We start from the raw sequence: 17,357 nt of genomic DNA on the forward strand, positions 1-17,357 counted from the left end.
GTGGTTTTTGAACAGGGGCAGGCAGATGGGCTGGGGTCAGTCCTGGTCTGCGGCCAGTTGTGACTGAATGTCTGCGATCACCTGCTTCCACAGTTCGGGAGGCTGGGCACCGGGGACGGCATGTTGATTTGCGACGATATAGGTGGGCACCGAGCTCACCCCCATCTTGCGGGAATGCGCGTCGCGGTCGCGGATTTCACCGACCTCTGTATCGCCTTGCAGCAGGCGCAGCGTCACATCGCGTTCCATCCCGCAGGCAGCGGCAATATCGGCCAGAACCTCATGATCGCCGATGTCTTTTGCATCCACGAAATACGCCTGGAACAAGGCGTCAACCACATCGTTTTGCTTGCCCTCGATCCCGGCCCAATGGATCAGGCGGTGGGCATCCAATGTGTTGGGAGTGCGCTGCATGGCTTCGAAATTGATGGTCAGCCCGGCCTTTTCTGCATGTTCCACCACCGGGGCATAGGCCCGTACGGCGCCCTCTTTGCCGCCGAACTTACCCTCAAGATAGGCGCGGCGATCCATACCCTCGCGGGGCATGTCGGGGTTCAGCTGGAAGGGGTGCCATTCGATCACAAACGGATGGTCGCCCGCCTCTGCCAGCGCTTTGTCCAGATGGGTCTTGCCGATGTAGCACCAGGGGCAGATCGGGTCAGACAGGATATCAAGCTTCACGACGCTCATGTTGGTGTCCTTTGCATCAGGCGGGTGTAGAGATCGGGCAGGGCCCGACGCAGGAGTTTCCCATTTGCCCCGGTGGGCAGCTGGTCCACGCGCACATAGGCGCGGGGCTGCTTGTAACGTGCGAGATGCTGATTTGCAAAAGCCAGCAGCGTGTCGGCAGTCACATCCTCGGCACCGTTAAAAAACGCGGCAATGATCTGGGTGTCTTGTGCGACAGGAACCGCGGCGACAGCGATCTGGGTCAGGCCGGGGTGGCGCATCAGGGTTGCTTCCACTTCCATCGGCGAAACACGATAGCCGCCCGCGTTCATCACGTCATCATTGCGGCCGAGGTAGTGGATCAGCCCATCATGGCTCATGGTGCCGCGATCGCCGGTTAGAAACCAGCCATTGCAGAGCCGTGCCTCTGTGGCTTCGGGGGCGTCGAAATAGCCGATCATGAGGCCCGGATCGCTCTGGTCGATGGCGATGATCCCGGGGGTGTCCAGCGGCGCAGGCGCGCCCGTGTCGTCCAGTACTGCGATCCGGCGACCGGGTTGTGGCCGCCCCAGTGCCGAAACAGGAGCCGGGTTGGTGGGGCTGGCAGAGATGAAGGTGGAGCATTCGGACATTCCGAACGCCTCGTAGATGGGCGTACCGGTGGTGGCCTGCCAGTCCGCAGCAAGGGGCGCAGGCAGTTTTTCCCCGGCAGATAGCGCATGGCGCAGGCTCGGCATTTTCGGCAGCGCCCGGGATTTGAGCATCTTGCGGTACACCCCCGGCGCAGCGGCAACAAGCGTGGCACGGTGATGTGCCATCAGATCCGGCAGCGCCTCCAGCGGGGTGCCTGCCCGTGGGATCAGCGAGGTGGCCCCCATGCTCCACGGGTCCATCAATCCGGTGCCAAGGGTGAAGGTCCAGTTGAACGCGCCTGCGTGCATTAGGCGATCGTCTGCGCGAAGGTCGTACCAATGGCGGATCATCATCTGCCGTGCCCAGATTGCGCGGTGGGCGTGAACAACTGCGCGCGGATTTCCGCCGGTGCCGGAGGTGTAGACAATATAGGCGGGGCGATCCGGCGCACCGTAGGCAAATTCGCAAGGTGGCAGGGATTGCATCTGCCTGAGTGAGTCGGCGGGGATCTCCCTTGGGTGATCAGGTGACGCTACGGCCGGGTCGCGCAGAATGGCGCGCGGGGTCAGTTCGTCGATCATGCGCTGGACTTCGGGCTCTGTCAGCTGGGACGAGGTGGGCACCGGCACCAGCCCAACAGCAATGGCCCCCAGATAGGCAATCGGAAACAGCGGGTCGTTTCCAAGCCGCAAAAGAACCCGATCACCCGGCTCTAGCCCCTCACCAAGAAGGCCCGTGCCTGTCCCCAGTACCGCCTGGCGCAGCGCGCCATAGGTCCAGCTCTCGACGTGGTCAGGCCCAAGCAGATCCAGCGCAGGGGCATCGTCCGCGGCAACGCGGCCCGAGGCCCCTTGATTGAGGACATAATCAGCCAGGTTGAAAGGAGCGGGGCAGGGCGGATGCGCCCCGTCATCAAAAAGCGAAAGCATGTTGTTTGGCTAACGGCTCAATCCCTACGTTGCAAGATTGTCCACAGCACCCTATAGGGTCACAATGACCTCTCGTGATCCCAAATCGCTCATCACTATCGCCCGCGCTTCGGGCGAGGATGTCTCGGCAGAGCCTCTGGATCTGGGCGCGCGTGTCCGCGAGCTGCGCAAGGCCCGTGACTGGACACTGGAATATGCCGCCAATCAGGCGGGGCTGGCCCGATCGACTCTGTCCAAGATTGAAAACGGCCAGATGTCACCGACTTATGAGGCGCTGAAAAAGCTGGCTGAAGGGTTGCAGATCACCATTCCGCAGCTGTTCACACAGCCGCAGCGTGATCAGATCAACGGGCGACTGTCTGTCACAAAGCTGGGTCAGGGCTCTGCCCATGCAACCGCGACCTACGAACACGAACTGCTTGCTGACAGCCTGAGCCGCAAGCAGATGCTGCCCTATCGCGCAAGGGTGCGTGCCCGGTCGATGGATGAATTCGACGGTTGGGTGCGGCACGACGGGGAGGAATTCCTGTATGTTCTGACCGGGGTGGTCAGGCTCTATACCGAATTCTACGAGCCGATCGAAATGCGCCGGGGTGACAGCGCCTATTACGACGCCGCGATGGGCCATAACGTGATTTCGCTGAGCGACGAAGACGCCACCATTCTTTGGGTGACGTCGCTGGCCTGATCAGGCGTGGCGATCAGCTGACCTGGCGTTCCAGTTCGCGGTGGAGGCTTTCGGTGTAAAGAAAGTCATCAACCTCCTCGCGGGCTTCATTCAGGGTAAGATGATGCGTGCGGGCGAGATATGCGACGAACTTGTCCTTGTCATCTAGCAGAGAGGGCGCTTGGCGGGTCTCGAGATGCGGAAACCGTTGTTTGATACGGGGCATCCTGTCGAACCAGCTGCGGCAGGCTGTTTGAACAGGCATTTGAGGGGCTCCCTTGGGGTTCGGGGTTAGGGGTGTTCTTATGAGTGGACGCCCAGCCTAACACTTTTTTGTGAAATTTGAAACGTGTGGCTTTTGTGCCAAGGGGCGTCGGCAGGATTTGACTGATTGGACAGCTACGCGGCAGCGGGCATCGGTATCGGGCAAAAGAAAACCCGCCACACATTTCAGCGTGACGGGTAAGGCGCTTAGGTCGCGGCTGAGGGTTTACTTGCTCTCATACCACCAGACTTCGGGCATATAACCGATGCCGTCTCCGCTGACGGGCAGGGTTTGGGGGAACTTCAGTTCCTTGACATGGGCGATGCGCCCTTCGGAATACTGCCAGATCGGGATGACATAGCGGCCGGCGGTCAGCAGACGATCCAGCGCGCGGGCCGCAGCGATGAAGTCCTCGCGGCTTTTGGAGATCAACATCGCGTCAATCATTGCATCCACGGCCGGATCCGACACGCCAGTCAGATTGCGCGAGCCTTCCTGATCCGCACTTGCGCTCCCCCAGTAGAGATACTGTTCATTGCCGGGGCTGAGTGACATGGCCCTGCGGAAGAACGTCAGGTCAAAATCAAAGGCACGCTGGCGTTCGACGAACTGGGCGCTGTCCACCACATCAGCGGTGAGAGTGACGCCAAGACGCTCAAGGGCGCGGGCGTAGATTTCGACGACCGACCGCATCTCGCCTTCGCCGAGGTTGCCGGGCGTCAGAAGCACCTGCAGCTCCAACGCTTCGCCGCTCGCATTGCGCATGACACCGTCAACAACGGTCCAGCCCGCCTCTGCCATCAGCTTGGTTGCGGCCCTGAGGTTTTTGCGATTGCGTTCGCTGCCATCGCTTTCGGGAAAGCGGTAGCCTTCCATAGCGCCGGGAACCAGCGTGTCCGCGAACGGGGAGAGCAGATCCTCGACCTTGCCCTCAGCCGCGCCGGGCTGCATCGCAAGATAGGAATTGGAGAAATAGGACGAGATACGGGGCTGGGTGCCGCCAGTCAGGGTCTCGTTCATATATTCAAAGTTGAAGGCGAGGATCAGCGCTTCGCGGACGCGCCAGTCATCCAAAGGGGCGCGGCGGGTGTTGAAGCCAAGACCCGTCATCCCCGATGGCTTGCCGTTGGGCACGAGGGTCTTGACGACATCGCCATTTGCGACCGCGGGGAAATCATAGGCGCGATCCCATTTGGCGGCATTGAATTCGCGGATCGCCGATATCTCGCCCGCCTTGAAGGCCTCGAGCAGCACGGTTTGGTCGCCGTAGAAATCCAGCCGGATTTCGTCAAAATTGTTGGTCCCCCGACGGAACGGCAGGTCATTGCCCCAATAGTCCTTGTTCCGTTCGAAGGTGATGTAACGGCCGGGCTCAAAGCCTGCGACCACATAGGGGCCAGATCCGATTGGGGCCTCGTCCAGACCGGAGTCGGCAAAGTCCTTTGTTGCCCACTGCGATTTCTTCAGAATGGGGCGGAGGCCTGCGATCAGGGCCAGTTCCCTGTTTTCCTCGTTGAAGGTGATGCGCAGGCTGCGTTCGCCCGTCTGCTCAATGCTGTCGATCTGGTTCCAGAACCGGCGATAGCGGATATGACCTTCGGTGCCGAGCGTTTCATAGGACCACAGGACATCCTCAACCGTGACTGGCGAGCCGTCAGAGAATCGGGCCTCTGGTCGCAGGGTGAATTCAACCCATGAGCGATCATCTGGCACCTCGATCGACTCGGCTAAGAGGCCATAGAGGGTGAAAGCCTCATCCTGCGAGCGTCCCATCAGGCTTTCATAGCCCCAGAACCGCATCTGCCAGGGGGGCGTGCCTTTCTGTGCAAAGGGGTTCAGTGTGTCAAAGCCTCCGGTGTTGCCAAACACCACGGTGCCGCCCTTGGGGGCATCCGGGTTTGCGTAGGGTAAAGACACAAAATCCGGTGGAAGGGCAGGCTGGCCATACATAGCTATGCCATGTGCTGATTCGGCTGACGCCAGATTTGAGCCCGCCATCAGCATGATTCCCGCCAAGGCTGGCCGAACTAAAGAGAAAAATTTATGTCGCACTTTTTTAGCAACCCCGCTCTGCCCTTATTTTCATGAAGTCAGACGCTAGCCCTGCTTGCGCGGCAATTCAAACTTTTAGCTTGGATGAAAGAGAGAAATTGCTTATACATGAGTCACTGCTCGATAGGTTTCTTGCCTGTATGAAACCTGCCTCAATAACTTAACGCCCGCTTCGTGCGGGCGTTTTTTTTGGCCTATCGGCGGCTGAACACGCCATCATGCCGACAGGATTCATCTGCGATGTGCGGGAGACGCTGCATTGCGGAGGCTCCTTTTGCAGGTTTCCTGCGCGGGATGCCAGAGGGAATTCGCACAATTTCTGTGCAACTTTCAGGTTACGACAGACGTTCCCTTTGCAGGTGCAGCATGCCACAGTTGCACAGACGCATTTTCGCAAAAAGGGATGAGTGGAATGACGCTGAAGGGCAAATGTGCAGTGATCACCGGGTCGAACTCTGGGATCGGGCTTGGGGTTGCGCGGGAGATGGCGCGGGCTGGGGCGGATGTGGTTTTGAACTCCTTCACCGATCGGGAAGAAGACCATGCGCTGGCAGCCGAGATCGCCAAGGAATTTGACGTGGACGCGCGCTACATTCAGGCGGATATGTCCGATGCAGAGGCCTGCCGTGCATTGATCACCCAGGCGGGACGCTGCGACATCCTGATCAACAATGCAGGCATTCAGCATGTCGCCCCGGTCGATGAGTTCCCGGTCGACAAATGGAACGCCATTCTTGCAATCAACCTGTCGTCTGCGTTCCACACGGCCGCCGCCGCCCTGCCAATGATGCGCGAGGCAGGCTGGGGCCGCGTCATCAATATTGCTTCGGCGCACGGGTTGACGGCCTCGCCCTATAAATCGGCCTATGTGGCGGCAAAACACGGCGTTGTCGGACTGACCAAGACCATCGCACTGGAAACCGCAGAAGAGCCGATCACCGCAAACGCGATTTGCCCGGGCTATGTGCTCACCCCGCTGGTTGAGGCGCAAATTCCGGACACGATGGAAAAATACAATATGGGCCGGGAAGAGGTCATCAAAAGGGTCATGCTGGAGCGGCAGCCGAGCCGTGAATTTGCAACCGTCGAGCAGCTGGGGGGCACTGCGGTGTTCCTGTGCTCAGATGCGGCTGCGCAGATGACCGGCACAACCCTGAGCGTGGATGGCGGCTGGACCGCGCTTTGATCCACGGTGGAGGGGGGGCCAGCCCCCTCTTGCCCGATGGGCAATTCACCCCCGGAGTATTTCGGGAAAGATGATGGGCAACGGGCCCTTGGGCGCTGGACCCGGCAGGTCACGGCGCGCCACATGTAGTGCGTCACACATAGCAAGGAGCTCGCATGACACGGCGGATCAATCTGGCCCTTCAGGGCGGCGGAGCGCATGGGGCCTTTACCTGGGGTGTGTTGGACCGCCTGCTGGAGGTGGGTGATCTTGAGATTGCGGCCATCACCGGTACGTCTGCGGGGGCGCTGAACGGCGCGGCACTCAAGGCGGGGCTGGCGCATGGTGGCAGAGAGGGCGCGCGGTCTTGTCTGGACCATCTGTGGCAGCGGATGGGCGCAGTCGGAGACATGCGCTTTGCCCACTGGCTGGCTGGGCTAGACGCGGCGCCGATCCTTGGAATGCTGGACTGGATCGCGCCGTTTTCCCCGCGTGAGACAATGGGACAGCTGCTGTCGCCCTACAGCTATGGGCCGTTTTACCGCAATCCGTTGCGGCCCGTGGTGGAGGGGTTCAATTTCGCCGAAGTCTGCGCCGCCGAGGGGCCGCAGTTGTTTATCTGCGCGACCTCGGTCAGGACTGGTAAGGTGCGGGTGTTTTCTGGCGACGAGGTCAGCACCGACGCAATCCTTGCCTCTGCCTGTCTGCCGAATCTGTTTCAGGCGGTCGAAATCGAGGATCCGGCGACCGGTCGGATGGAGCCTTATTGGGATGGTGGCTACACCGGCAATCCCGCGCTGTTTCCGCTCTATCAGCCTGAACTGCCGTCGGATGTGGTGATCGTGAGCATCAATCCGTTGGAACGGGATGAACTGCCGCGCACGCCGCAGCAGATTCAGAACCGGATCAACGAAATCAGTTTCAATTCATCGCTCCTGCGGGAGCTGCGTGCCATTGCCTTTGTGCAGCGGTTGCTGGCCGAGGGGCGAATGGAGGCGGGCCAGATGAAACGGGTTCTGGTGCACCGGATCGCGGATGATGATCTGATGCGGCAGCTGTCGGTTCACACCAAGCTGATCCCGATCCCGCAGATCCTGGCCAAGCTGAAGACCGCGGGTCGGGCCGCTGCCGAGCGCTTTCTGGAAGGGGACGCCGCGCATATCGGCGTGCGCTCCACTGTCGATCTGACTGAGATGTTCGGCTAGCCGCTGCATCGGCTTGCCCGCCGTTGTCCTGGTGCCCTTGGATCAGGTCTCGACCAACTCAGGGGGCTGGGTCGGATCCTTGGCGTTGGGGTAAACAAGCCCCGCCGAAATCACCAGTTTGGCGGCATCTTCGACCGACATATCGAGGATGATCACATCCTCTTCCGGGAAAAAGAGAAGGAAGCCGGAGGTTGGGTTGGGCGTTGTTGGGACAAAGATGCTGAGCAGCTTGCCACCGGTTTCAGCGCGGCCCGAAATCTCGCCCTTGGCGGTGGTCGACACAAAGCCGATCGCCCAGATGCCACGGCGGGGATACTGGATCAGGCAGGCGGTTTCAAAGCTGCGTTCGCTTTGCGCAAAGACGGTTTCGGAGATCTGCTTGATCCCCGAGTAGATCGACCGCACGACCGGCATCCGATCCACCAGGCTTTCGGCAAACCCGATGAGAGAGCGGCCAATGATGCCTTTTGCGATCCAGCCGACGATGATGGTGAACAGCAAAAAGATGATCAGGCCAACACCGCGCAGGTTGATGCCGATATACTGTTCGGGACGGAAGGTCTGTGGCACCAGCGGCAGCACAACCCCGTCGATCCATCCCATGACTGTCCAAAGCAGCCAGATGGTCAGGCCGACAGGGGCGATGACAACAATCCCGGTAAAGAATGATGAGCGCAGTCGGGCAAACAGACCGGGACGGCGCGGTGCAGTTTCATCATCAAAGGGTGTGGTCATCGTCGTCAAATACCAGTGAGGAACAAAAGGAAGCTAGGCAGGGTTCTGCGCAACCGCAATGGGCAGCTGCGCAGAAACACGCATTATTGCTTCAGAGTGACCAATTCCTTGGCGATTTCTGCAGCAAGGCGGGCATTGTTGCGAACAAGGGCAATGTTTGCCTTCAAGGAACGACCATCTGTCATCTCAAAGATGCGTTGCAGCAGGAAGGGGGTCACGGCTTTGCCGACGACGCCCTGTGAATCCGCTTCGGCCTGGGCCTGGGCGAGAATGGGCGCGAGGGCCTCGGCTGCGATCTGGTCATCTGCCGGGATCGGGTTTGCGATCAGCTGGCCACCTGGCAGGTCCATCGCCTGACGGGTGGCATGGGCGCGGGCGATTTCTGCGGCGCTATCCATCCGCAGCGGTGCCGCGAGATCGGAGGTTGCAGACCAGAACGCAGGGAAGCTGTCCTGCCCGTAGGCGATAACCGGTACCCCCTGAGTTTCCAGAACCTCAAGAGTTTTGGGAAGGTCAAGGATCGCCTTGGCGCCAGCCGCGACGACGGTGACCGGTGTTTGAGCCAGCTCCATCAGGTCGGCAGAGATGTCAAAGCTGGTTTCGGCGCCCTTGTGCACACCACCGATGCCGCCGGTCGCAAAGACGCTGATGCCTGCCATGCGCGCAGCGATCATGGTTGCAGCGACAGTGGTCGCCCCGGTGCCGCCGGTGGCGATACAGGCGGGCATGTCTGCACGCGAGATCTTGGCGACGTTCTTGGCCTGGCCAAGCGCCTGCAGCTGATCCGCCTCAAGGCCGATGTGCAGAACTCCGTCGATCACGGCCATGGTTGCAGGCACGGCACCTGCGGCGCGGATATCGTCCTCGACCTGGGCTGCGACCTCGACGTTTTGCGGGTAGGGCATGCCGTGGGTGATGATGGTGCTTTCCAGCGCGACGATGGCTTGGCCTGCCTCACGGGCGGCGGCAACTTCGGCCGAGAATGTCATGTTGATCAAAGCGGGGGTTCTCCTGAAACATAGGTGGCGGCGGCCTTCAAGGCGGACGCCAGCGAGGTGGCGCGGTCTTCGCCGCGGGCCTCTGCTGCGATATGCGCAGCCATGAAGGTATCGCCTGCGCCTGTGACGCGGGCAACGGTGACGCGCGGGGGCGTCTGGGTGATGAGACCGTTCTGGTCGGCTTCGGTGGCACTGCTGCCGCCGTCGGTCACCAGAACGCGGGCAGCGCCGCGATCCAGCATGGCGCGCGCGGCGGTGGCACTGTCGGTGAATTCCTCCTGACAAAGCAGCCCTGCCTCTTCGAGGTTCACATAAAGTGTTCCGTGACTGCGGGTGAGGAAGGGGCGCAAGCGTTCGGCCTTGCCGGGCGATGCCGGGGCAACACGCAGATCGGCCTTGGCAAACAGGGGATCGGCGACGATATCGTCCAGCAGCGACAGCGTAAGATTGCCATCCAGCGCAATTGGCCCGGCATAGGGTGCATCTGCATGGCCCAGACTGCCATCACCAAGGGGGCGCAGGATCTTGGCGCCGGCCGCCTCAAGCGAATGGGCATCCGCAATCGCCGCAATCAACCCGTTGGCGCCCTCAACCGCCATGTAGCGGTCCGTTGGCAGATCTTCGGAGCGGTAGAGGTGGTCGGTGATCAGGCCAAGGTGGGTGCAGGCATTGACCAGCTCATCGCCTTCGGCATCGCGGCCAACTGCGCTGAGCAGGGCAGGGCGCAGGCCAAAGCGGGCAAGGGTCATGGCGATGTTCATCGCAACACCACCGGGCAAGCGGGTGATCCGGCCCGGCATGTCAGAACCGCGCTGCATCTCTGCAGGACAACGGCCGATGATATCCCACAGGACAGAACCGATGCACAGGATATCGGGCTGCGGCGCGGCAGCTTGGGACATGGTCTGATCCGGGGTCTCGGCGGGAGAGTTAGAGGGATGTGTCATGGCGGCTGTATTGCCGCGTTTTTCTGGCTCCTGCAAGGCGCAACCGTGTGCGGTAACAGACCGTTTTAATCCAGTTCATCGCATTGGTGGATTTTCCGCCCTGAAAAAGGCGGGTGCGCAGAACAGGGTTTTGTCTTGGGCTTGTTATCGTGGGGCCAGATGTAGTGGTGCCTGACGCCATTGCGGTCTGCACTATTGGTCCGGCCGCCTTGGCCTGTCAGTTCGGGACCGCGAAGGTGAGCGCGGCCCAATGGGTGGCCCAGACCGCGCCAGTGCCACTGGCGGGATCCCGGGGTTCAAGCATAACCGCATCCAGAAGATAGCTGTTGCCCCGACTGACGGGGATCACTGCGATGCCATCTGCATTTGTCTTGAGCTTCGTGATGGTCACATCGCCTGTCTCTGTGCGTTCAAAGACTTCGATCTGGGCATCGGGGCGGGGCGCGGTTTGATAGTAAAGGCGCACAGGCAGCCCGTCGTCCAGGTTGTCGGTGTAGGGATTTTTCAACGCCACAAACTCCACCAGCAGCCCCTCTGGTTGGTCCTGTCCCGCGCCATCCCCTACGGCGACAAGGGATTTTGCGTGGCGGGTGTAGATTTCTGAAAACCCGTCGCGCGGCAACCCTCGCGCCGTGTGGCGGGCCTCGACGTTGGCAAATCCCTTGTGGCGGGCGAATTCTGCAAATTCCTCCCATGTGTCATAGGTCAGGCTGTCGGGCTGTGTTTCATGGAGAAGAACGGCCAAACCGGGTGCGGGATCGTCAAGCTGGAGCGCAGGTGTGTCCCCCAACCGCCCAACATAAGGCACAACGCCTGCGGGTGTCCTGATGTCAAACCGGTCGATGTCCTGCGTCAGATAGGGGAGGCGAAATCCCTTGAACCGTTGCCCGTTTTTCAGGTCTGCCTGGAGAGATCCGCCTAATTCCACTTGATATTTTTCCGGAGCGATCCAAAACTCATGTGAAAGAGCCGCACCTGCAATGGGAAGGGTGAGAACACCCGCGACGGCTGCAACGATGGGGCGGAGGATGGACATGGCGTGGATGGAACCTCTGGCTCTGGTGGTGCACAGCGCGCGGTCTGGACCCGCAAACGTGACGCAGACGCTACGGTCTTTTGTGCTGTGTTTTGCGCTGACAATCAGCACCTTTCTTGCTGCTTACTCTAGCGGAGCAGCCCACGAAGTCACGCCGACGATTGCGGATTTCGAGATTGCGGATGGCCAGCTGACCCTCGAACTGCGTCTCAACATCGAGGCATTCGTGGCAGGGATCAACCTTGACGGGATGGAGAACACGGACACAGCGGCACAGGCGCAGGACTACGACAGCTTGCGCGCTCTCAGCGAGGCCGAGTTAAAGCCAATGGTGGCGCTTTTTGCGGAGGATTGGCTAAGCACGCTGGAGGTATACGCCGGTGGGGATATCCCGCTCAGCCTTCAGTCCGTGACCATCCCAGAGGTCGGCGATGTGGAGTTCCCTCGCAGCAGTGTGTTGATCGTGACCGGGCCGGTTGATGGCGCCGCCCGCGGGTTGAAGATTGGCTGGCCCAAGGGGTCCGGTGGTGTGGTTCTGCGTCAGAATGGGGTGGAAGACCCCTACACAGGTTATCTGCAGGGCGGGGAAGTGACGCCGACGATTCCGATTTCAGGCGGCCTGGCCCAGAGCCCGCAGCAGGCGTTCGTCGATTATATTCCCGTCGGATACACCCACATCCTGCCCAAGGGGCTGGATCATATTCTGTTCGTTCTGGGGCTTTTCTTTTTCAGCACACGGCTGCGCCCGCTGATTTGGCAAATCAGCGCGTTTACGGTGGCGCATACAATCACCCTGGCGCTTGGGGCGCTTGGCTGGATCAGGATAGACCCGGCCATCGTTGAGCCGCTCATCGCCGCATCCATCGTTTTTGTCGCGGTCGAAAACGTCTTTGCCCGCAAATTGCACAGCTGGCGCACCTTGGTGATCTTCGGGTTTGGATTACTGCATGGGCTTGGCTTTGCATCGGTTCTGGCAGAGTTCGGCCTGCCTGACGCCCAGTTTCTGCCGGCGCTTCTTGGCTTTAATGTGGGGGTGGAGCTGGGCCAGCTCACGGTGGTTGGTGTGGCCTATGCGCTGTTTGGATTTTGGTTCTGGGGTCATCCCAAGTACCGGGGCAGAGTTGCGATCCCTGCGAGCTTCACGATCGCTCTTATTGGTGCCTATTGGTTTGCTGAACGGGTGTTTCTCTAACAAACCCGGTTCCTCTAACAAACCCGGACTGTCGCGTCGGGATGAAAAAAGGGCCGCGTCAGCATATGCTGGGCGGCCCTGTTTTTCGATAAATGGGTTTGAGTACGGGGGCGATCAGCCCTCCATCGCGGCCATCAGCTTGCGCAGGCTTGCGATGTGGTCTTCCTCGCGCCAGATCTCGTCCCCGATGCCGAAGAAATCGGTATAAGGCGCGAGCTCGCGAACGATATCAACGGTCAGACCACCTTCGGCCACGACCGGCACCTCGATCATCTGCGACCACCACTCAAACAGATCTTTCTGGGCTTGGTTGCCGTCACCCAGACCAGAGGTGCCAACGGGGCCAAAGCTCACGTAGTCCGCACCCGCCTCAGCTGCTGTCAGGCCATCGTGGCGAGACGCGGCACAGAAGCTGCCGACAATTGCATCCGGCCCAAGCGCCTTGCGCGCCGTACGGACAGGGCGCGCTGCGTCGGACAGATGCACGCCATCCAGCCCCAGACGCTCTGCGAGGATCTGATGGTCGGTGATGACAATCGCAACATCGCGGGCATGGGCCACAGCGCGAAGAGCGTCACCTGCACGGCTCAGCGTGTCTTCATCCCGGCTGGCCAGTTCAAGGCGCACACAGGCGATCTCGACCTCGTCCAATACACGGGCCAGCTGGTCGGGGAACCGGCCAAGCTCAAAGCTCGCCGGGGTGGTCAGATAGATCTGCGGCGTTTCGGGGGCGTCAGCGGGGCTGTCCATGGGGAGGGCTCCTGTTCAGTGGTTGACGGTGTTTAGCGCATTTGCCACCGGACGCAAGGATTTGGCGACAAGCTGGGGCGCGAAAATCCAGATCCCGTGGCAGCTTCGGCGCAGTCATCTGACGGTTCTGTCCAGGATATAGCCGCTTTGGCCGAGAAGTCGCCCCCTTGCTCTTGCCCATTTGGCGCCTGCCGATTAGAGCAAAGCAGATTTTTTGGAGAGATGGATGCCAAGCGACACACCTCAACCCGCCTTTGTCCTTGTCCGCCCCCAGATGGGTGAAAACATCGGAGCAGCTGCCCGGGCGATGTGGAATTTTGGTCTCGACCGGATGCGCATTGTGGCGCCGCGTGATGGCTGGCCCAATCAAAAGGCGGTTGCCATGGCCTCCGGGGCGGGGCGTCTGCTGGACGAGGCGCAGCTGTCAGCGACGCTGGCCGACAGTCTGGAGGATTGCGATTTCGTCTTTGCCACCACCGCGCGTCCGCGCGAGCTGACGAAACCGGTCTACAGCCCGGAAGCAGCGATGAAGCTGGCCGCAGAGAAAACCGCCGCCGGCCAGAAAGTCGCGGTGATGTTCGGCCCGGAACGCGCGGGTCTGGAAAACGAGGATGTCGCGCGGGCCAACGCCATTATCACTGTGCCGGTCAATCCTGAATTCGCGTCGCTCAACCTTGGTCAGTGCGTCTTGCTGACCGCCTATGAATGGCGTCGTCAGGTGGAAGAGGTCGTGGATGTGACCACCGACCTCGGCAAATCCGACTGGGCCAACCACGCGGATGTGGATGCGCTGGTCAATCACTACGAGGGCCGGCTGGAAGAGGCGGGCTTTTTCTTTCCGCCAGAAAAGGCACCGGGCATGAAGGTGGTCTTTCGCAACCTGTTCAGCCGCCTGCCGCTGACGCGGGCGGATGTGCAGATGCTGCACGGCGTGATGCGACAGATGGTCCGTTGGAAAGAAAAACGCGACTGAACGGTCATTTGGCCGCGAACCCTGCACTGGACGGGGGCTGACCTGCGGCCTAGCTTGACGGGAAATTGGAAGAGGCAAGCATGAGCAAGCGCAGCATTTTCGAGGACGTCTCTGGCGATCAGCCGCAGGAGCGCCCGCAAGCCCAACCCGGTGGGATCGATCGCGCCCGTCGCGGCGCACGGGGCGCCATACGTGCCTGGCTGTCGGTTCTGTTCGCTCTGGTCGTGGCGATGATCGTCGTGGGGGGGCTGACACGGTTGACCGACAGCGGGTTGTCGATCACCGAATGGCGGCCCGTCACCGGTGCAATCCCACCCCTGAGCGAGGCCGACTGGCAGGCTGAGTTCGAAAAGTACAAACAGATCGACCAATGGCGCATCCAGAACCAGTGGATGCAGCTTGAAGACTTCAAGGTCATCTATTGGTGGGAATGGGGCCATCGTCAGCTTGGCCGTGTAATCGGGCTGATCTGGGCTGTTGGCTTCCTCGGCTTTGCGGTTGCGCGCCAGATCCCAGTTGGTTGGGCTGGCAAGCTGTTGCTGCTCGGTCTCCTGGGCGGGCTGCAGGGCGGTATCGGCTGGTGGATGGTGGCCTCTGGCGTGACGCAGGGCGAGGGGATGACTGCGGTTGCCTCTTATCGTCTGGCGACACACCTTGGCCTTGCCTTTGTGATCCTTGGGGTGATTTCCTGGTATATGTTCCAGCTTGGTCGGGAAGAACGCGACCTGATGCAGGCGCGGCGTGCCAAAGAAAGCAAGCTGTTCAGCCTTTCAACAGGCCTTTTGCACTTCAGCTTTTTGCAGATCATCCTTGGCGCCTTGGTTGCAGGTATCGACGCAGGGCGGTCTTATACAGACTGGCCGCTGATGGGGGGGCAGATCATTCCGCCGGATCCCTTTATGATCGAGCCGCTGTGGAAGAACTTCTTTGAAAACCCCGGCCTTGTGCAGTTCATCCACCGTGTGAGCGGCTATCTCCTCCTTGCCTTTGGCGTTGTGGTCTGGCTGCGAGGACGAAACAGCGCCCATCCGCGCACGCAATTTGCCTTTAACGCGGTATTTGCGGCCTTGCTGTTGCAAATGGTGCTTGGCATCGTGACCGTGCTTTACGCCGCACCGTGGCAGATTGCGATCTTGCACCAGCTGATGGCCGTTTGCCTTTGGGTGCTGATCCTGCGCGCCCGGTTCCTGTCGGCATACCCGATTGCCACTTCGATCAAGGATTACTGAGCATGACCGCATTTGATGAACTGATGGCCTTTGAACGCGACACACAGGCCTTGGGCCAGATTGCTGGTCGCCTCGGCTGGGATCAGGAAACCATGATGCCCCGCGGTGCCGCCCCCCAACGCGGCGAAGAGATGGCCGCAATCGAAGCGGTTCTTCATGCCCGGCGGTCAGATCCGCGGGTGGCAGATTGGCTGGCCGCTGCGGTCGCCCCGGATGAGGTTGGCGAGGCCCAGCTGCGCGAAATCCGCCGCAGTTACGACCGGGCGGTCAAGGTTCCCGCCGATCTGGCCAAGCGGATTGCGCGTGTGACCTCTGAGGCGCAGGGCAAATGGGCAGCGGCCCGCGCGGCAGAAGACGTGGCCGCATTCCTGCCGGTTCTGGAAGAGGTGGTTTCTCTCAAACGGGAAGAAGGTCAGGCGCTGGCCGCAGGCGGTAACGTCTATGATGCGATGGTCGCCGACTACGAACACGGGACAACCGGTGCCGAGATCGCGGATCTCTTTGATGCAATGCGCCCGCGTCTGGTGGACCTGCGGGCCCGTGTACTGGACAAACCCGCGCCCCAAGGTGTTAGCGGCCATTTCGACGCTGACAAGCAGATGGCGCTGACCACCACTTTGGCAGAGACGTTTGGCTACAAGATGAGCCACGGACGGGTGGACAAGGCGGTCCATCCTTTCTGTTCGGGCAGCGGCCTTGACGTGCGCGTCACCACCCGGACCAGTGACGACGATCCGTTCAATTGTTTTTACTCGACCATCCACGAAGTCGGTCATGCTGCTTATGAGCAGAACATCGATCATGCGTATCTGCTGACCCCATTGGGTCGCGGCGTGTCGATGGGGGTGCACGAGAGCCAGAGCCGGATCTACGAAAATCAGCTCGGCCGCAGCCGGGCCTTTACCGGTTGGTTGTTCGACCAGATGCGTGCGGAGTTTGGCGAGTTCGGTATCGCGGATGCAGATGCCTTTTATGCGGCGGTGAATGCCGTGCAGAACGGCTATATCCGGACCGAAGCGGACGAACTGCAGTATAACCTGCATGTGATGCTGCGCTTTGATCTGGAGCGTGCGTTGATGTCGGGTGATCTGCAGGTCCAGGATCTGGAAGCCGCCTGGAATGATCGCTTTGCCGCAGATTTTGGCTATGACGTAGACAAGCCGTCAAACGGCTGCCTGCAGGATGTCCACTGGTCGGTTGGACTGTTTGGTTATTTCCCGACCTACAGCCTTGGCAATGTCTATGCGGGGTGTCTGTATCAGGCGCTGCGTCAGGCGGTGCCGGATTTGGATGCCCAGCTTGCATCAGGCGATACCGTTGCTGCGACCAGCTGGCTGCGGGACAATCTGCAAACGCATGGTGGCCTGCGCAGCCCGGTCGAGACCATCACCCACGCCGCAGGCATGGCGCCGAGCCCGGAACCCCTGCTTGCCTATCTGGAAGAGAAATTCGGCGCGCTCTACGGTCTTTGATCGCAGCGCACGTGAACCAGAAAACCCCTGCCATCTGGCAGGGGTTTTGTGTTTTTACCGTCAGATCAATGCCATACGCTCTGCCCTTTCCGGATCAGGAAAGGGGCGGTAAAGTCCAAAGTCAGCCGCAGCGATCAATGTGTTCACATTGGCATAGAGCCGTTCGACATTTTCGTCCATCTCACCAAGGACGCGGAAGGCCTGGTCAAGTTGCGACATATCCGTGAACTCGATCTCTAGCAGAAAGTCGCGGTTTGTATCGCTGGCAAGGTTCAGTTTGCGACGCAACAGACGCCAGGTCTGAATGACACCACGTTCCTCGAGGTATCCCATCCACTGGTCTACCGCATTGGCAAAGACGAGGGCCTTGGCCTCGTGGTGAAGATCAATCGAGCAGTGATAGAGATTCATGCGTCGCCTTCCTTTCCCGATGGCGTTTC

17 protein-coding genes are annotated in these 17,357 nt (G+C 60.4%); 7 read left to right on the forward strand and 10 right to left on the reverse strand.

What is annotated here, in order from left to right; translation table 11 throughout:
* Positions 1-36 precede the first annotated feature (36 nt).
* Positions 37-690: a DsbA family oxidoreductase gene (locus KUV39_RS02890; protein ID WP_222458879.1), complete on the reverse strand. Its 654-nt coding sequence runs from the start codon at positions 688-690 to the stop codon at positions 37-39.
* The gene (locus KUV39_RS02895; RefSeq protein ID WP_222458880.1) at positions 687-2,231 is read right to left on the reverse strand and encodes a class I adenylate-forming enzyme family protein; all 1,545 of its coding nucleotides are present in this window, start codon (positions 2,229-2,231) and stop codon (positions 687-689) included. Before KUV39_RS02895 ends, KUV39_RS02890 begins: the two co-directional genes overlap by 4 nt.
* A 64-nt stretch (positions 2,232-2,295) precedes the next feature.
* On the opposite strand from KUV39_RS02895, the gene KUV39_RS02900 reads away from it, so the two are divergent.
* A complete protein-coding gene (locus tag KUV39_RS02900) occupies positions 2,296-2,919 on the forward strand; it encodes a helix-turn-helix domain-containing protein (protein ID WP_008561209.1) in 624 nt (207 codons plus the stop codon).
* Positions 2,920-2,932: 13 nt separating this feature from the next.
* Here KUV39_RS02900 and KUV39_RS02905 read toward each other — a convergent pair whose 3' ends face one another.
* The gene (locus KUV39_RS02905) at positions 2,933-3,163 is read right to left on the reverse strand and encodes a hypothetical protein (RefSeq protein ID WP_008560703.1); all 231 of its coding nucleotides are present in this window, start codon (positions 3,161-3,163) and stop codon (positions 2,933-2,935) included.
* A 225-nt stretch (positions 3,164-3,388) separates the two neighbouring features.
* On the reverse strand, positions 3,389-5,215 hold the full coding sequence (locus tag KUV39_RS02910; RefSeq protein ID WP_222458881.1) for an extracellular solute-binding protein: 1,827 nt from the start codon (positions 5,213-5,215) through the stop codon (positions 3,389-3,391).
* A 412-nt stretch (positions 5,216-5,627) separates the two neighbouring features.
* Between KUV39_RS02910 and KUV39_RS02915 the strand changes: the two genes are divergently transcribed.
* Together KUV39_RS02915 and KUV39_RS02920 are read left to right on the forward strand one after the other, a co-directional pair.
* The gene (locus KUV39_RS02915; RefSeq protein ID WP_222458882.1) at positions 5,628-6,401 is read left to right on the forward strand and encodes a 3-hydroxybutyrate dehydrogenase; all 774 of its coding nucleotides are present in this window, start codon (positions 5,628-5,630) and stop codon (positions 6,399-6,401) included.
* Positions 6,402-6,556: 155 nt separating this feature from the next.
* Positions 6,557-7,585, forward strand: coding sequence for a patatin-like phospholipase family protein (locus tag KUV39_RS02920; protein WP_222458883.1), 1,029 nt, complete (start codon positions 6,557-6,559; stop codon positions 7,583-7,585).
* A 42-nt stretch (positions 7,586-7,627) separates the two neighbouring features.
* Here the strand turns inward: KUV39_RS02920 and KUV39_RS02925 are convergent, their stop codons facing one another.
* The 4 genes from KUV39_RS02925 to KUV39_RS02940 form a co-directional block, all read right to left on the reverse strand.
* Complete coding sequence (locus KUV39_RS02925; protein ID WP_008559618.1) at positions 7,628-8,320, reverse strand: DUF502 domain-containing protein; 693 nt, start codon at positions 8,318-8,320, stop codon at positions 7,628-7,630.
* 83 nt (positions 8,321-8,403) lie between these two features.
* Positions 8,404-9,318, reverse strand: coding sequence for a pseudouridine-5'-phosphate glycosidase (locus KUV39_RS02930; protein WP_272877462.1), 915 nt, complete (start codon positions 9,316-9,318; stop codon positions 8,404-8,406).
* On the reverse strand, positions 9,315-10,220 hold the full coding sequence (locus KUV39_RS02935; RefSeq protein WP_008562565.1) for a PfkB family carbohydrate kinase: 906 nt from the start codon (positions 10,218-10,220) through the stop codon (positions 9,315-9,317). The genes KUV39_RS02930 and KUV39_RS02935 overlap by 4 nt, the downstream gene beginning before the upstream one ends.
* A gap of 262 nt (positions 10,221-10,482) precedes the next feature.
* On the reverse strand, positions 10,483-11,301 hold the full coding sequence (locus KUV39_RS02940) for a DUF4198 domain-containing protein (protein ID WP_222458884.1): 819 nt from the start codon (positions 11,299-11,301) through the stop codon (positions 10,483-10,485).
* Positions 11,302-11,308: 7 nt separating this feature from the next.
* Between KUV39_RS02940 and KUV39_RS02945 the strand changes: the two genes are divergently transcribed.
* Positions 11,309-12,493, forward strand: coding sequence for a HupE/UreJ family protein (locus KUV39_RS02945; RefSeq protein WP_222459052.1), 1,185 nt, complete (start codon positions 11,309-11,311; stop codon positions 12,491-12,493).
* A gap of 114 nt (positions 12,494-12,607) precedes the next feature.
* Here KUV39_RS02945 and KUV39_RS02950 read toward each other — a convergent pair whose 3' ends face one another.
* The gene (locus KUV39_RS02950; RefSeq protein WP_008560632.1) at positions 12,608-13,243 is read right to left on the reverse strand and encodes a thiamine phosphate synthase; all 636 of its coding nucleotides are present in this window, start codon (positions 13,241-13,243) and stop codon (positions 12,608-12,610) included.
* A 226-nt stretch (positions 13,244-13,469) separates the two neighbouring features.
* Here KUV39_RS02950 and KUV39_RS02955 point away from each other — a divergent pair, with 226 nt between their 5' ends.
* From KUV39_RS02955 to KUV39_RS02965, 3 genes are all read left to right on the forward strand, one after another.
* Positions 13,470-14,216 (forward strand): RNA methyltransferase, encoded by a 747-nt coding sequence (locus KUV39_RS02955; RefSeq protein ID WP_008560503.1) that lies wholly within the window; start codon positions 13,470-13,472, stop codon positions 14,214-14,216.
* Between the two features lie 80 nt (positions 14,217-14,296).
* Positions 14,297-15,445, forward strand: a complete 1,149-nt coding sequence (ctaA, locus tag KUV39_RS02960) for a heme A synthase (RefSeq protein WP_222458885.1) — start codon at positions 14,297-14,299, stop codon at positions 15,443-15,445.
* Between the two features lie 2 nt (positions 15,446-15,447).
* Positions 15,448-16,917, forward strand: coding sequence for a carboxypeptidase M32 (locus KUV39_RS02965; RefSeq protein WP_222458886.1), 1,470 nt, complete (start codon positions 15,448-15,450; stop codon positions 16,915-16,917).
* A 60-nt stretch (positions 16,918-16,977) separates the two neighbouring features.
* Here the strand turns inward: KUV39_RS02965 and KUV39_RS02970 are convergent, their stop codons facing one another.
* Positions 16,978-17,328 (reverse strand): DUF6614 family protein, encoded by a 351-nt coding sequence (locus KUV39_RS02970; protein ID WP_222458887.1) that lies wholly within the window; start codon positions 17,326-17,328, stop codon positions 16,978-16,980.
* Positions 17,329-17,357: the final 29 nt, after the last annotated feature.

Source organism: Phaeobacter italicus (genome assembly GCF_019801785.1).
GTDB lineage: Bacteria > Pseudomonadota > Alphaproteobacteria > Rhodobacterales > Rhodobacteraceae > Phaeobacter > Phaeobacter italicus.

Coding starts and splice junctions, on each gene's coding strand:
- KUV39_RS02890 (WP_222458879.1), bottom strand. CDS start 690: ATGAGCGTCGTGAAGCTTGATATCCTGTCTGACCCGATCTGCCCCTGG.
- KUV39_RS02895 (WP_222458880.1), bottom strand. CDS start 2,231: ATGCTTTCGCTTTTTGATGACGGGGCGCATCCGCCCTGCCCCGCTCCT.
- KUV39_RS02900 (WP_008561209.1), top strand. CDS start 2,296: ATGACCTCTCGTGATCCCAAATCGCTCATCACTATCGCCCGCGCTTCG.
- KUV39_RS02905 (WP_008560703.1), bottom strand. CDS start 3,163: ATGCCTGTTCAAACAGCCTGCCGCAGCTGGTTCGACAGGATGCCCCGT.
- KUV39_RS02915 (WP_222458882.1), top strand. CDS start 5,628: ATGACGCTGAAGGGCAAATGTGCAGTGATCACCGGGTCGAACTCTGGG.
- KUV39_RS02920 (WP_222458883.1), top strand. CDS start 6,557: ATGACACGGCGGATCAATCTGGCCCTTCAGGGCGGCGGAGCGCATGGG.
- KUV39_RS02925 (WP_008559618.1), bottom strand. CDS start 8,320: ATGACCACACCCTTTGATGATGAAACTGCACCGCGCCGTCCCGGTCTG.
- KUV39_RS02935 (WP_008562565.1), bottom strand. CDS start 10,220: ATGTCCCAAGCTGCCGCGCCGCAGCCCGATATCCTGTGCATCGGTTCT.
- KUV39_RS02940 (WP_222458884.1), bottom strand. CDS start 11,301: ATGTCCATCCTCCGCCCCATCGTTGCAGCCGTCGCGGGTGTTCTCACC.
- KUV39_RS02945 (WP_222459052.1), top strand. CDS start 11,309: ATGGAACCTCTGGCTCTGGTGGTGCACAGCGCGCGGTCTGGACCCGCA.
- KUV39_RS02950 (WP_008560632.1), bottom strand. CDS start 13,243: ATGGACAGCCCCGCTGACGCCCCCGAAACGCCGCAGATCTATCTGACC.
- KUV39_RS02955 (WP_008560503.1), top strand. CDS start 13,470: ATGCCAAGCGACACACCTCAACCCGCCTTTGTCCTTGTCCGCCCCCAG.
- ctaA (WP_222458885.1), top strand. CDS start 14,297: ATGAGCAAGCGCAGCATTTTCGAGGACGTCTCTGGCGATCAGCCGCAG.
- KUV39_RS02965 (WP_222458886.1), top strand. CDS start 15,448: ATGACCGCATTTGATGAACTGATGGCCTTTGAACGCGACACACAGGCC.
- KUV39_RS02970 (WP_222458887.1), bottom strand. CDS start 17,328: ATGAATCTCTATCACTGCTCGATTGATCTTCACCACGAGGCCAAGGCC.